Source organism: Streptomyces sp. NPDC050433, from assembly GCF_044458565.1.
In the GTDB taxonomy this organism is placed as follows: domain Bacteria; phylum Actinomycetota; class Actinomycetes; order Streptomycetales; family Streptomycetaceae; genus Streptomyces.
In genome coordinates, this window is record NZ_JBITIB010000014.1 from 69,099 (window position 1) to 82,091 (window position 12,993).

A 12,993-nucleotide genomic window follows, 5' to 3' on the forward strand; every position below is an offset into this window, starting at 1 on the left:
TTTGGTGTGCCCGGCCACCGGTTCAACCGTCAAGGGCGGGGGCCGTGTTGAGCGGGGGCGGAGCCGCGTTCCGCGAGGCAGGCCGGCTCCGTCATACGGTCCGGAGCCGGGGAAGTCGCCTCCCGCCAAGCAGGGCGCGCGTCGTCACGCCGCCCGGGCCGGCTCCCTCGTACGTGACGAGGGCTCGGGGGGCACCTCCCGTCGGCGTGCCCCCGCGAGCACCGCCGTCAGGCCCAGTGCCGTCCAGATCGTGAGCGTGAGGGCCGGCGGCCCGGCCGCGTTGCCGTCGAAGAAGGCGGTCGAGCGGAGCAGGGAACCGCTCGCGCCCGGCGGCAGCCACTGGCCGAGCGCGCCGACCGACTCCGGCAGGAGCTCCGGCGCGCTCGACACCCCGGAGAGTGGGTTGCCGATCAGCACCATCAGCAGCGAGCCGACACCGATCCCCAGGCGGCCGAGCAGCGCGGCGAGACCCGCCACGGTCGAGCCGCCGGCCAGCACGGCGAGGGCGAACACCCCTGCCTCCGCCCACCAGTCGCCGGCGATCACGTTCAGCCAGCTGTGGGCGAGCGCGGCGGCGGTGACGCCCGCCAGGGCCGCCGCCCCGAACAGCGCGCCCACCGCGCGGACCCCGCGCAGCGCGAGCACGCTCACCAGTACGCCGGTCGCGACGCCCGCGAGGGACAGCGGGAGCATGCTCGCGCCGAACGCGCTGCCGCGCGGATCGCCCGCGGGGGCGGCGACCACATCGCTCACCTGTACCCCGGTGCCCGCTGGTGCCTGCGCGGTCGCGGCGTCCCGCAGCATCTGGGCGACCGCCGGGCCGGCGGCCGTCGCGGTCAGCACATGCGGCCCTCGCGGGGTGGCGACCACCGCCCCGTAGATGTCCCGGTTCTCGATCGCCGCGCGCGGCGGCCTCGTCGTCGTACCGGTGTACGTCGAAGGCGCCCGGCTGCCGGTCGAACCCCTGCTGGAGCGGCGCGGTCGACGACGCGGGCCCGGCGACGCCGACCGGCAGGTCGTGCGGTGCGACGCGGGCGGCGGGCCAGGCGAAGGCCGCGAGCGCCAGCGCGGCGATCAGCGGGATCAGGAACATCACGCCGATCGTGCGGCGGGTGGGAGTGGCGGACATGGGTGTCCCCCTTCGGTGCATGGGAAAGTCAAAAAGAAGGATCGTTCGTTTTGCGATTTGTGCCACTGTTATCGGCGAGCCCGAAACTTGTCAAGAAGGAATGTTCGTTTTACCTTGATCGCATGGCCCGCGTATCCCAGCAGCACCTCGACGCCCGCAGACAGCAGATCCTCGACGGCGCCGCGCGCTGCTTCGCGCGCAACGGATTCCACGCCACCTCCATGCATGACGTGCTCCGCGAGGTCGACCTCTCGGCGGGTGCCGTCTACCGCTACTTCGCCGGCAAGGAGGAGCTGATCGGGGCCATCGCCACCGAAGTCCTCGACACCATCAGGGAAGCCTTCGAGGACGCGGCGGGCCAGAGCCCGCCGAAGCCGCCCGACGTACTGATCACCGAAGTGATGGGGCGCGTGCTGAGCGGTGAGTTCATCCCGGGCGCCGGCAACGGCGGCCAGATCCCGCGCCTGATCGTCCAGGTGTGGACGGAGACCCTGCGAAACGAGTCGCTCTCGACGCTGATCCGGGCCGGATACGGGCACGTGCACGCGGCCTGGGTGAAGGTCGTTGAGGCGTATCAGGCCGAGGGGCTGATGCGTGCCGACGTCCCGGCGGAGCATGTCGCCCGCACGATGATCGGCGTCGCGCAGGGCTTCGTCGCCCAGCAGGCGCTCTTCGGCGAGGTCCCCGTGGAGGTTCTGCGGAACGGACTGCGCGGGTTGATGTCCATGGGGGAGCAAAAGGCCGGTTAACCTGCCGGAAAAACTTCCGCCGTAACGTGCGATGTCTGGCTGTGAGCCCCCCGTTGGCGTTCAACAGAGTGTTGAATCCGATACGGGCGGCAACAGGCTCCACGCCGGACCGGGCCGCGACAGTGAGGTGGAAACGTGCAGTTGACCCCGCACGAGCAGGAACGTCTGCTCATCCATGTGGCCGCCGACGTGGCGACCAGACGCCTCGCGCGCGGGCTGCGCCTCAACCACCCCGAGGCGGTCGCCCTGATCACCTCGCACCTCCTCGAAGGCGCCAGGGACGGCCGTACCGTCGCCGAACTCATGGCGTCCGGACGCAAGGTCCTCACCCGCGACGACGTCATGGAAGGCATCCCCGAGATGATCCACGACGTCCAGGTGGAGGCCACCTTCCCGGACGGCACCAAGCTCGTCACCGTCCACGACCCGATCGTCTGACGGGGGAGCGCGCCGATGATTCCCGGAGAGATCCTGTACGCCGACGGTGCCGTGCCCCTCAACGAGGGCCGCCCCGTCACCCGCCTGACCGTGCTCAACGCCGCCGACCGGCCCGTCCAGATCGGCTCCCACTACCACTTCGCCGAGACAAACCCCGGCCTGCGGTTCGACCGCGCGGCGGCGCACGGCCTCCGCCTGAACGTGGCCGCGGGTACGTCCGTACGGTTCGAACCCGGCATCCCCGTCGACGTCGAACTCGTCCCGCTCACCGGACGCCGCGTCGTTCCGGGCCTGCGCGGCGAGACCGGAGGTCCCCTCGATGCCTGAGCTGACCAGAGCCGGCTACGCCGACCTCTTCGGCCCCACCACCGGCGACCGGATCCGGCTCGCCGACACCGACCTCCTGGTCGAGATCGAGGAGGACCGCTCCGGCGGCCCCGGACTCGCAGGTGACGAGGCGGTGTTCGGCGGCGGCAAGGTGATCCGCGAGTCGATGGGCCAGTCGCGTACGACACGGGCCGAAGGCGCGCCGGACACCGTGATCACCGGTGTCGTGGTCATCGACCACTGGGGCGTCGTCAAGGCCGACATCGGCATCCGGGACGGCAGGATCACCGGCATCGGCAAGGCCGGCAACCCGGACACCATGGACGGCGTCCACCCCGACCTCGTCATCGGGCCCGAGACCGAGATCATCGCGGGCAACGGCAAGATCCTCACCGCCGGAGCCGTCGACGCCCACGTCCACTTCATCTCGCCGACCCTGATCGACCAGGCGCTGTCCTCCGGCATCACCACCCTCGTCGGCGGCGGCACAGGACCCGCGGAGGGCACGAAGGCCACCACCGTCACCCCCGGCCCCTGGCATCTGGCGCGGATGTTCGCGGCCCTGGAGTCGTCGCCCGTCAACATCGGACTGCTCGGCAAGGGCAACACGATGTCCCGCGACGCCATGCACTCCCAACTGCGGGGCGGCGCACTCGGGTTCAAGATCCACGAGGACTGGGGCGCGACCCCGGCCGTCATCGACGCCTGCCTCGGTGTCTGCGAGGAGACGGGCGTCCAGCTCGCCATCCACACCGACACGCTCAACGAGGCCGGATTCGTCGCCGACACACTGGCCGCCGTCGCCGGGCGCACCCTGCACGCCTACCACTCGGAGGGCGCCGGAGGCGGCCATGCGCCGGACATCATCACGGTGGTCTCCGAGCCGTACGTCCTGCCCAGCTCGACCAATCCGACCCGGCCGCACACCGTCAACACCATCGACGAACACCTCGACATGCTGATGGTCTGCCACCATCTCAACCCCGCCGTCCCCGAGGACCTGGCCTTCGCCGAGTCCCGGATCCGGCCGTCGACCATCGCGGCCGAGGACATCCTGCACGACCTCGGAGCCATCTCGATCATCTCCTCCGACTCACAGGCCATGGGCCGTATCGGCGAGGTGATCCTGCGGACCTGGCAGACCGCGCACGTCATGAAGAAGCGCCGGGGCGCGCTGCCCGGCGACGGCCGCGCAGACAACCACCGAGTCCGTCGATATGTCGCCAAATACACCGTCAACCCGGCCGTGGCACAGGGACTCAGCCATGAGATCGGCTCGGTCGAGACCGGGAAGCTCGCCGATCTCGTCCTGTGGGACCCGGCGTTCTTCGGCGTCAAACCCCAACTGGTCATCAAGGGCGGCCAGATCGCCTACGCACAGATGGGCGACGCCAACGCGTCCATCCCCACGCCGGGGCCCGTCATGCCCCGGCCGATGTTCGGCGCGACCGGCACAGCCCCGGCGTCCAACTCGGTCAACTTCGTCGCACAGGCGGCGATCGAGGACGCGCTGCCCGAACGGCTCGGCCTCGGCAAACGGTTCGTACCGATCGAGAACACCCGCTCCGTCGGCAAGTCCGACATGCGGCAGAACGACGCCCTGCCCCACGTCCAGGTCGACCCCGACAGCTTCACCGTGACGATCGACGGCGACGTGGTCGACCCCGCGCCCGCCGCCGAACTGCCCATGGCGCAGCGCTACTTCCTCTTCTGATGAGCCGCGCCGCGCTGCTCGTCCTCGCCGACGGACGGTTCCCGGCCGGTGGCCACGCCCACTCGGGCGGCGCCGAGCCGGCCGTCCGCGCCGGGCGGCTCACCGACGCCCGCGACCTGGCGTCCTTCTGCCGGAGCCGGCTGCACACCACCGGCCTCACCGCCGCCGCCATCGCCGCCGCGGCCGTACTCGGCGTCGACCCCCACGCGCTGGACGAGGCCGCCGACGCCCGTACCCCCTCGCCCGCCCTGCGCGCCACCGCACGCAAGCTCGGCCGCCAGATGATGCGCGCCGCCCGCGCCACCTGGCCCGGCCCGGAACTCGACGCCCTGGCGGCGGCCCGCCCACGCGGCGCCCACCAGCCGATAGTCCTCGGCCTCGCCGCACGGTCCGCCGGGCTCGGCCCCGAGGACGCCGCGCACTGCGTCCTGTACGAGACGGTCAGCGGCCCGGCCACCGCCGCCGTACGGCTGCTGAGCCTCGACCCCTTCGACGCGACCGCCGTGCTGGCCCGGCTGGCCCCCGACATCGACGAGACCGCGCGGCACGCGGTGGCGACCGCGCAGCGCGCTGTACGCAAGGGGCCCGGCGCCCTGCCCGCCGCTTCGGCGCCGCTGCTCGACATCACCGCCGAGGCGCACGCGGCCTGGCCGGTCCGCCTCTTCGCGTCGTAACGACTCGTAGCAACACTCGTCACGAAGGAGCCGCACCGTGCACCTCGACCACGCCGACCCGTACACCGACCCGTACCGGGACCCGCACAGCCACGGCGCCGGGGCCGTCCGACCCGACGGCTCACGGCGCGCCCTGCGCATCGGCCTCGGCGGGCCCGTCGGCTCCGGCAAGACCGCGACCGTCGCGGCCCTGTGCCGGGCGCTGCGCGACCAGTTGTCCATCGCCGTCGTCACCAACGACATCTACACACGCGAGGACGCGGCGTTCCTGCTGCGCAACGCCGTGCTGCCGGCCGAGCGGATCCAGGCCGTCGAGACCGGCGCCTGCCCGCACACCGCGATCCGCGACGACATCTCCGCCAATCTCGAAGCCGTCGAGGACCTGGAGGACTCCGTCGGACCGCTCGACCTGATTCTGGTCGAGTCCGGCGGCGACAATCTCACCGCCACCTTCTCCAAAGGCCTCGTCGACGCGCAGATCTTCGTCATCGATGTCGCCGGCGGCGACGACATCCCCCGCAAGGGCGGTCCCGGCGTCACCACCTCGGACCTGCTGGTGATCAACAAGACCGACCTCGCGCCGTATGTCGGCTCCGACCTCGGGCGCATGGCCTCCGACGCCAAAGAGCAGCGCGGCGAACTCCCCGTCCTGTTCACCTCGCTCACCGGCCCGGACGGGGTCGCCCCGGTGGCCGACTGGGTACGGGCGCGATTCACCGCCTGGACGGCATGAGCGTCCGCGCCACCGCCCGGATCACCGCCGTGCCCGACGGACGCGGCGGCACGGCCCTGCCGGTGCTGGAGAGCGACGGCCCCCTGGCGCTGCGCCGTACGCGCGCGGCCACGGCCGCCCACGCCCGCGTCACGGTCGTCGGCGCGATGAGCGCGCCGCTCGGCGGCGACCGGCTCGCCCTGGAAGCGGCCGTACGCGACGGGGCCGCGCTCACCGTCGACGCGGCGGCGGCCATGATCGCGCTGCCCGGCCGCCGCACCGCAGACGGGCCCGCCGACCACGCGGGCTACGACGTGCGTCTGACCGTCGGTGAGAGCGCCGTCCTGCACTGGCTGCCCGAACAGCTCATCTCCGTCACCGGCAGCGACCTGCGGGCGCACACCCGCGTCCAACTCAGCCCCACCGCCCGGCTGGTGCTGCGCGAGGAACAGATCCTCGGCCGTCACGGAGAGGAGCCGGGCACGCTCACCACCCGGCTCACCGTGCACCGCGCGGGCCGCCCGCTGCTCGACCAGCAGCTCGCCCTCGGACCCGGCGCGCCCGGCGGATGGGACGGCGGAGCGGTCATCGGCGGCCATCGGGCCGTCGGTCAACTCCTCGTGGTGGCACCGGAGTTCGACGAGAAACCGGTAGCCACTCGACTGCTCGGCGACACCGCCGTACTCACCCCGCTGGCCGGCCCCGGAGCGCTGGTGACCGCCCTCGCCCCGGACGCCCGCGCGCTGCGACGGGTGCTGGACGACGCGCTGGCGGACCTGTACCGCTGAGCGGAACCGGAGTTACCGGCTATCGGTTCGGCAAAGAATCGGTCGTCTGGCCTGTTCCCAACTGGCTCACAGGCGAAAGGATCCTCTCGGTAACCCTACGAACAGCGCCGCGAGGTGCGGCGCACCAGACAGGGGAGGTACCACTTGAGACGCACAGCAGTGCTCGGCTCGGCCGGCACGCTGCTCGCGGGCACGCTCATAGCGACCACGCTCGCCGCCACATCGGCGAGCGCCGACGGCCGCACCGACAGCGGCCCGACCGCGCCGAGCGCGGAACAGAGGACGCGCGACCCCCAGGCGGCCGGCGCCGAAATCGCCGCCGAGCGGGCCGCGGAGCAAGGGATCGACTGGGCGGACTGCCCGGCCGACTGGTCCCTGGAGAAGCCGATTCAGTGCGGCTATGTGAACGTCCCGCTCGACTACGCCCGTCCGGACGGCAAGCAGATCAAGATAGCCGTCGACCGGATCGGCAACACGGGCACCGCGGAGGAGCGTCAGGGCTCCCTCGTCTACAACCCCGGTGGCCCCGGCGGTTCCGGCATGGCGTTCCCGCGCCGCGTCGTGACCAAGAACCCCATCTGGGCGGATGCCGCGAGGGCGTACGACTTCGTCGGCTTCGACCCGCGCGGAGTCGGGCGCTCGACGCCCATCTCGTGCGTCGACCCGCAGGAGTTCGTCAAGGCTCCCAAGGCCGATCCCGTCCCCCGCAGCGAGGCCGACAAGCGCGCCCAGCGCAAGCTCGCGGCCGAGTACGCGGACGGCTGCAAGGAGCGCAGCGGCTGGATGCTGCCGCATATGACGACGCCCAACACCGCGCGTGACCTGGACGTCCTGCGGGCCGCGCTCGGCGACCGGAAGCTCAACTATGTGGGTGTCTCCTACGGCACCTACCTGGGCGCCGTCTACGGCACGCTCTTCCCGTCCCATGTGCGACGCATGGTGCTGGACAGCGTGGTCAACCCGTCGAAGGAGAAGATCTGGTACCAGGCCAATCTGGACCAGGACGTCGCCTTCGAGAGGCGCCTCGGCGACTGGAAGAAGTGGGTCGCCGACAACGACGCGACGTTCCACATCGGTGACACCGCCGAAAAGGTCCAGCAGCAGTGGGACACGCTCCGCACCGCCGCCGCGAAGGACCCGATCGGCGGCGTCGTGGGACCGGCCGAACTCGTCGCCCTGTTCCAGAGCGCTCCGTACTACGACTCCAGCTGGGTGCCCGTCGCCGACATCTGGAGCAAGTACCTGGCCGGAGACACCCAGGCGCTCGTCGACGCCGCCGGGCCCGACCTGTCGGACACGGTGGGCAACACGCGCGCCGAGAACAGCAACGCGGTCTACACCGCCGTCGAGTGCACCGACGCCAAGTGGCCCACCGACTGGCGCACCTGGGACCGGGACAACACCCGGCTCCACCGCGACCATCCGTTCCTCACCTGGACCAACGCCTGGATGAACCTGCCCTGCGCCACCTGGGGCGTGGAACAGCAGACACCGGTCGAGGTCGGCACGGGTCCGGGCCTGCCGCCCGTACTGATCGCGCAGTCCACGCGCGACGCCGCCACCCCGTACGGGGGCGCCGTCGAGCTGCACAAGCGCTTCAAGGGCTCACGCCTGATCACCGAGCGGGACGCCGGTTCGCACGGCATCACCAATGTGGCGAACCCGTGCATCAACGACCGGGTGGAGTCGTATCTGCTCAGCGGTGAGCTGGACCGCCAGGACGTGACGTGCGCACCGCACGCCACACCCAAGCCGTAACGACCGCTCGTCGGGAGACGGGGGAGGGGGGGGGGGGGGGGGGGGGGGGGCCCCCCCCCCCCCCCCCCCCCCCGCCCCGCCGGCCGGCCCCCCCCCCCCCCGGGGCCGGCCCCCCCCCCCCCCCCCCGCCCCCCCCCGCCGGGGGGGGGGGGGGGGGGGGGGGGCCCCGGGCGGGCCCCCCCCCCCCCCCCCCCCCCTCCCCCGCTCAGCGGCGCAGGCGCGGGAACTTCTTCGCCGGTGCCTGCCCGGCCTCCTCCGCCTTCACCACGGCGGCGTACCGGTCCACGTACTCCTGCCCGGACAGCCCGAGGATCGCGTACATGATCTCGTCGGTGACCGCGCGGACCGCCGCCTTCTCGTTCTCCAGACCCGCGTAGCGCGAGAAGTCCAGCGGCTCACCGAAGCGGATCGTCACCCGCCTGATGTTCGGGATCTTCTGACCGGGCGGCTGGATCTCGAACGTACCCACCATCGCGCACGGCACCACCGGGACCTGCGCCTTGATGGCCATCACCGCGACCCCGACCTTGCCCTTGTAGAGCCGCCCGTCGTGCGAGCGCGTGCCCTCCGGGTAGATCCCCAGCAACTCGCCCTTGCCGAGCACTCCGAGCCCTTCCCGGATCGCCGCCTGGCCGGCCTCCTTGCCGGACCGGTCGACCGGGATCTGACCGGCGCTGCGGAAGAACGTGGCGGTGAGGCGTCCCTTGAGGCCGGGTCCGGTGAAGTACTCGGCCTTCGCGAGGAACGTGATCCGCCGCCGGATGATCGCCGGCATCAGGAAGTGGTCGGAGAACGAGAGATGGTTGCCCGCGACGATCGCGGCGCCGTCCGCCGGGATGTGTTCGAGCCCTTCGATCCGGGGCCGGAAGAGGAGCCGTAGCAGGGGCCCCAAGAGCACGTACTTCAGCACGTAGTAGAACAACGGGGGCGCTCCTCACATCGCAGGACCGGCTCCAGTGTTACGTCGTGCCAGTTCATCGGGCTTGTCGGGGGCTCAGTGTAGGTGCAGGGTCCGCCGCTTGTAAGCGTCCTCGATCAGAAAGGTCCGGACCGGCGGCTTCACCTCGGTGGCGCTCGGACTGTGCGACAACTCGGCCTGTTCGCAGGCGCGTTTGGCGCTCCCGCGTGGACCGAGTGTTCCTCGCACAGGTTTATCGGCCATACTGCCAGCCGTGGAGCGCATCGATCCGATAATCCAGCCCGTACCCGCCGCGGGAACCGATCCCGGATACATCGCCGGGTTCATGGCACCCCGCCTCGCAGAGGAGGCTGACGACGCCGCCAAGGATGTTCCTCAGGAGGCCGCCGACGAGGCCACCGAAGAGGTGGAGGCGAAAGCAGACGAGAAGGCCGGCGAGAAGGCCGATGACGAGGCGAAGGGGGAGGACGGAGCGGACGGGGCGGACGGGGCGGTCTCCTTCGCGAAGGACGACGCCTCCGACGACGAGGCCGATACCGGCGCCGCCGACACCGACGACGGTCCCGTCTTCGAGGTCAGCGACCGCCGCGCCTCTATGACCGCCGACCGCACCGGCGTCCGGTTCCAGCTGGACGAGGCGGAGGCCGACTTCGGCTGGGACGAGATCGGGGCCGTGGAGGTCGAGACCCCCAGGTTCGGCCGCCGGTTCACCGTCACCCTGCACACGACCGGCCGCCGCCACTACCAGTCGGACGTCGACGCGCCGTCGCGGAGCAGCCTCAAGGAGTGGACCGCCGAGCTCGACGCGGTGCTCGACGCCTACTTCGAGGAAGCCTGACCGGCTCCGGTACGCGTACTCCTCGGTCCCGTCCGGGCCGCACTCCGGACGGCCCCGCCCAGGTGGCCGGTCCGTCTGCCCTGCTGTGCACTGGGGCTGGCGGCCCCGATCGGGCGGGCCGTGTGCTGCCCACGCGGGCGGCCGACGACCGAGGAGTCCTTGATGAGACGGCACACCAGGACAGTCACCGCGCTGGCCTCCGCACTGCTGATCGCCACCGCGGCGGCCGGGTGTTCGGACGGCGGTGGCGGCCAGGGCAGCGCCAGCGGTTCGGACACGGGAGAACAGCCCAACGACCATGAGGTCGACGTGGTCCCGGCGGCGTCGTCGGCATCGCCGTCGGCCGCGCCCAAGGTCGACGTCAAGAACGGGTCCTTCGGCAAGATGCTGGTCGATGAGCAGGGCCGGTCGCTCTACGAGTTCGACAAGGACACCACGAACAAGTCGATGTGCTCGGGCTCCTGCGCCACGGCCTGGCCCCCGTTCACCGTCAAGTCGACGCCGGCCGCGGGCAGCGGGGTCAAGTCCAATCTGCTCAAGACGACCAAGCGCTCCGACGGCAGCGAGCAGGTGACGTACAACGGACGCCCGCTGTACCGGTTCGAAGGGGACAAGAAGCCCGGTGACATCAACGGGCAGGACGTCAACGCCTTCGGCGCCAAGTGGTTCATCATGAACCCCGACGGCAAGAAGGTCACGACCAAGCCCCAGAACAACAACGGCGGCGGCTACTGATCATCGGCCGGGGCCGTCGCCACCCGCGCCCTGGCTCCGACAGCCTCGTCGGATGCCCGGACGCCCGGACGGCGCAGGTGGCGGCGGCGAATGGAGACCCCCATGTCATCTCAGCCCACCGCCCCGCCCGCTGCCCCAAAGCACCGGGGAGACGTCGGCCGCATCCTGCGGGGCGTGGCGCGGGTTGTCGCCGCGGCGGCCCTCGCCCTTGACGCGTATTACCACGCGGATCTCGCGCCCCAGTACGACTTCGTCTCGGCGGACATCAGCCAGGGCGACCTCTTCCGGATCGAGGCGGGTCTCGCGGCGCTGGCCGCGCTCCTCGTCCTCGTCTGGCGCCGCCTCCCGGCCGATCTCTTCGCCTGGTCCGTGGCGGCCGGCGGACTCGCGCTCCTGCTGATCTACCGCTATGTGAACGTCGGCGCGTGGGGACCGTTCCCGAACATGTACGAGCCGTTCTGGTTCGGCGAGAAGCAGGCCACCGTCGTGGTCGAGGCGATCGCCGTCGTCGCCACGGTGTTTCTGCTGCTTTTCCGTCCCCGGCGCGAGCGCCCGCACTGACCGCTCGCCCACCGGCCGGCTCGTCGGCGATTCCTCGACCGGCCATCGGCTCGACCGGCCATCGGCACGCCCCCGGAGTAGCCTGAAATGACCGGGGGCGTGCTGAGCGCTGGAGGTGAGGGCAACGGTTCATGTCCGTCACAGATGACTCTTCGCAGAGCCCGGTGGGAGCCGTGGGACGCATCACCGTCCCGATCCCGCCCGACGGCCCGGGGGAGGTACTGGTGGCCGTACGCGGCGGTTCCGAAGCCTACGCCGCCTGGTCCGACCGGCCGATCGCCACCAACGTCCAGGTGGTCGTCACCGACCGGGTCTCGGCCCGCTCGGTGAGGGTGGAGCCGCTGCCCGACTGATGTGTGCAGTGTGTAGCAGGACGGGAGTTCCCTCATGTTGTTCTGGCGTGTTCCAGCACCGAACGAGGCGATGCTCATCTCCGGATCCAAACGGCAGGTCCAGGACACCCAGTTCCGGATAGTCACTGGTCACGGCAGTTTCGTTCTTCCCATCAAGCAGAAGGCCCGCATGCTGTCCCTGGCGCTGCGGGAGGCGGAGATAGCCGAGGACTGCGTCACCCAGCAGGGCATCCGGCTGACCGTCCGCGCGGTGACCGTCTTCAAGGTCGGTGACGACGCCGTGTCGATCGCCAACGCCGCCCGGCGCTTCCTCGCCGAACAGGACCGGATGGAAGACCTGGTGGGCCGGATCTTCGCCGGTCACCTCCGGTCCATCATCGGTGGACTGACAGTCGAACAGATCATCAGGGAGCGGGACAGGGTCGCCCAGGAGGTGAAGGCGGGCAGCCACAGCGAGATGGAGAAGCTGGGCATCGTGGTGGACGCCCTCCAGATCCAGGAGATCGAGGACGCCACCGGCTACATCAACAACCTCGCGGCGCCGCACGCCGCGGCCGTCGCGAGCCAGGCCCGTATCGCCGCGGCCAGGGCCGACCAGGAGGCCGCCGAGCGTGAGCAGCAGGCGGAGGCGCTGAAGGCCGAGTACGAGAGGGACACCTCGATCAAGCGGGCCGGCTTCCAGGCGGAGACCGAGCAGGTGCGGGCGCGCGCCGCGCAGGCGGGACCGCTGGCCCAGGCGAAGGCCTCGCAGGACGTCATCGAGGAGCAGACGGCACTGGCCGAGCGGCAGGCACTGCTGGCGGCCCAGCGGCTGGAGGCGGAGGTCAGGCGCCCGGCGGACGCGGAGGCGTACCGCCAGCGGACACTCGCGCAGGCCCAGGCCGACGCGAACACCGCGCGCGCACTGTCCCTGCGGGAGGGCAACCAGGAACTGCTGGCCGCCAACCGCGTCGTCGAGGTGCTTCCGGAGCTGGCGGACGCGGCGGCCAAGGGTCTGGCGGACTCCAACCTCACCGTCCTCAACGGCACCGACGGCGTCAACGAGATGGCGGCCGGGCTGGTCGGCCAGGGCATGACCATCCTCAACTCGCTGCAACGGAACACCGGTTCGTCCCGGCCACCGGCCGATCAGCACCCGGACCGGACATCGCAGATGAACGGCCAGGCACCGGCACGGGTGGACACCACCGGCTGACCACGGACGGGCCTCCCGCCCCTCCTGCCCTCGGCCACGCGCCGGGCGGACTCGAAGGAGCCCGCCCGGCGCGCGACGCGTACGAGGTCAACAGGCCACGCAC

General features: G+C 71.4%; 14 protein-coding genes and 1 pseudogene. 13 read left to right on the forward strand and 2 right to left on the reverse strand.

The genetic code is table 11. From position 1 onward, the window contains the following. Nucleotides 1–144 precede the first annotated feature (144 nt). Nucleotides 145–1,129 (reverse strand): annotated as a pseudogene (locus ACIBLA_RS18890) (ABC transporter permease). A 122-nt stretch (nucleotides 1,130–1,251) separates the two neighbouring features. Here ACIBLA_RS18890 and ACIBLA_RS18895 point away from each other — a divergent pair. From ACIBLA_RS18895 to ACIBLA_RS18930, 8 genes are all read left to right on the forward strand, one after another. Then, nucleotides 1,252–1,878 (forward strand): TetR/AcrR family transcriptional regulator, encoded by a 627-nt coding sequence (locus ACIBLA_RS18895; protein ID WP_399199203.1) that lies wholly within the window; start codon nucleotides 1,252–1,254, stop codon nucleotides 1,876–1,878. A gap of 135 nt (nucleotides 1,879–2,013) precedes the next feature. Continuing rightward, nucleotides 2,014–2,316, forward strand: a complete 303-nt coding sequence (locus ACIBLA_RS18900) for an urease subunit gamma (protein WP_069626722.1) — start codon at nucleotides 2,014–2,016, stop codon at nucleotides 2,314–2,316. A gap of 15 nt (nucleotides 2,317–2,331) precedes the next feature. Beyond that, nucleotides 2,332–2,643 (forward strand): urease subunit beta, encoded by a 312-nt coding sequence (locus ACIBLA_RS18905; protein ID WP_363244214.1) that lies wholly within the window; start codon nucleotides 2,332–2,334, stop codon nucleotides 2,641–2,643. Beyond that, on the forward strand, nucleotides 2,636–4,357 hold the full coding sequence (locus tag ACIBLA_RS18910; protein ID WP_363244215.1) for an urease subunit alpha: 1,722 nt from the start codon (nucleotides 2,636–2,638) through the stop codon (nucleotides 4,355–4,357). Before ACIBLA_RS18905 ends, ACIBLA_RS18910 begins: the two co-directional genes overlap by 8 nt. After that, complete coding sequence (locus ACIBLA_RS18915; protein WP_399199204.1) at nucleotides 4,357–5,031, forward strand: urease accessory protein UreF; 675 nt, start codon at nucleotides 4,357–4,359, stop codon at nucleotides 5,029–5,031. The genes ACIBLA_RS18910 and ACIBLA_RS18915 overlap by 1 nt, the downstream gene beginning before the upstream one ends. 37 nt (nucleotides 5,032–5,068) lie before the next feature. Further along, nucleotides 5,069–5,764 carry an urease accessory protein UreG gene (gene ureG / locus ACIBLA_RS18920; RefSeq protein ID WP_363244217.1) on the forward strand — a complete coding sequence of 232 codons (696 nt, stop codon included), beginning with the start codon at nucleotides 5,069–5,071 and terminating at the stop codon, nucleotides 5,762–5,764. Beyond that, the gene (locus ACIBLA_RS18925; protein WP_363244218.1) at nucleotides 5,761–6,531 is read left to right on the forward strand and encodes an urease accessory protein UreD; all 771 of its coding nucleotides are present in this window, start codon (nucleotides 5,761–5,763) and stop codon (nucleotides 6,529–6,531) included. The genes ureG and ACIBLA_RS18925 overlap by 4 nt, the downstream gene beginning before the upstream one ends. Nucleotides 6,532–6,675: 144 nt before the next feature. Beyond that, complete coding sequence (locus ACIBLA_RS18930) at nucleotides 6,676–8,289, forward strand: alpha/beta hydrolase (protein ID WP_399199205.1); 1,614 nt, start codon at nucleotides 6,676–6,678, stop codon at nucleotides 8,287–8,289. A gap of 205 nt (nucleotides 8,290–8,494) precedes the next feature. Here the strand turns inward: ACIBLA_RS18930 and ACIBLA_RS18935 are convergent, their stop codons facing one another. Next, nucleotides 8,495–9,211, reverse strand: coding sequence for a lysophospholipid acyltransferase family protein (locus ACIBLA_RS18935; protein WP_363241917.1), 717 nt, complete (start codon nucleotides 9,209–9,211; stop codon nucleotides 8,495–8,497). A gap of 250 nt (nucleotides 9,212–9,461) precedes the next feature. Between ACIBLA_RS18935 and ACIBLA_RS18940 the strand changes: the two genes are divergently transcribed. From ACIBLA_RS18940 to ACIBLA_RS18960, 5 genes are all read left to right on the forward strand, one after another. Continuing rightward, nucleotides 9,462–10,046 carry a hypothetical protein gene (locus ACIBLA_RS18940; RefSeq protein ID WP_399199206.1) on the forward strand — a complete coding sequence of 195 codons (585 nt, stop codon included), beginning with the start codon at nucleotides 9,462–9,464 and terminating at the stop codon, nucleotides 10,044–10,046. Nucleotides 10,047–10,208: 162 nt separating this feature from the next. Continuing rightward, nucleotides 10,209–10,781, forward strand: a complete 573-nt coding sequence (locus ACIBLA_RS18945) for a hypothetical protein (RefSeq protein ID WP_363241919.1) — start codon at nucleotides 10,209–10,211, stop codon at nucleotides 10,779–10,781. Between the two features lie 102 nt (nucleotides 10,782–10,883). Then, entirely contained in the window at nucleotides 10,884–11,342 is a 459-nt protein-coding gene (locus ACIBLA_RS18950) for a hypothetical protein (protein ID WP_363241920.1), read from the forward strand. 131 nt (nucleotides 11,343–11,473) lie between these two features. Beyond that, a complete protein-coding gene (locus ACIBLA_RS18955; RefSeq protein WP_363241921.1) occupies nucleotides 11,474–11,695 on the forward strand; it encodes a hypothetical protein in 222 nt (73 codons plus the stop codon). A gap of 34 nt (nucleotides 11,696–11,729) precedes the next feature. Continuing rightward, the gene (locus ACIBLA_RS18960) at nucleotides 11,730–12,890 is read left to right on the forward strand and encodes an SPFH domain-containing protein (RefSeq protein WP_363241922.1); all 1,161 of its coding nucleotides are present in this window, start codon (nucleotides 11,730–11,732) and stop codon (nucleotides 12,888–12,890) included. Nucleotides 12,891–12,993: the final 103 nt, after the last annotated feature.

What these genes read in the sequence shown, in the direction of transcription:
- ACIBLA_RS18950 (WP_363241920.1), top strand. Translation starts at nt 10,884, where the DNA reads ATGTCATCTCAGCCCACCGCCCCGCCCGCTGCCCCAAAGCACCGGGGA.
- ACIBLA_RS18905 (WP_363244214.1), top strand. Translation starts at nt 2,332, where the DNA reads ATGATTCCCGGAGAGATCCTGTACGCCGACGGTGCCGTGCCCCTCAAC.
- ACIBLA_RS18915 (WP_399199204.1), top strand. Translation starts at nt 4,357, where the DNA reads ATGAGCCGCGCCGCGCTGCTCGTCCTCGCCGACGGACGGTTCCCGGCC.
- ACIBLA_RS18910 (WP_363244215.1), top strand. Translation starts at nt 2,636, where the DNA reads ATGCCTGAGCTGACCAGAGCCGGCTACGCCGACCTCTTCGGCCCCACC.
- ACIBLA_RS18955 (WP_363241921.1), top strand. Translation starts at nt 11,474, where the DNA reads ATGTCCGTCACAGATGACTCTTCGCAGAGCCCGGTGGGAGCCGTGGGA.
- ACIBLA_RS18960 (WP_363241922.1), top strand. Translation starts at nt 11,730, where the DNA reads ATGTTGTTCTGGCGTGTTCCAGCACCGAACGAGGCGATGCTCATCTCC.
- ACIBLA_RS18945 (WP_363241919.1), top strand. Translation starts at nt 10,209, where the DNA reads ATGAGACGGCACACCAGGACAGTCACCGCGCTGGCCTCCGCACTGCTG.
- ACIBLA_RS18925 (WP_363244218.1), top strand. Translation starts at nt 5,761, where the DNA reads ATGAGCGTCCGCGCCACCGCCCGGATCACCGCCGTGCCCGACGGACGC.
- ACIBLA_RS18895 (WP_399199203.1), top strand. Translation starts at nt 1,252, where the DNA reads ATGGCCCGCGTATCCCAGCAGCACCTCGACGCCCGCAGACAGCAGATC.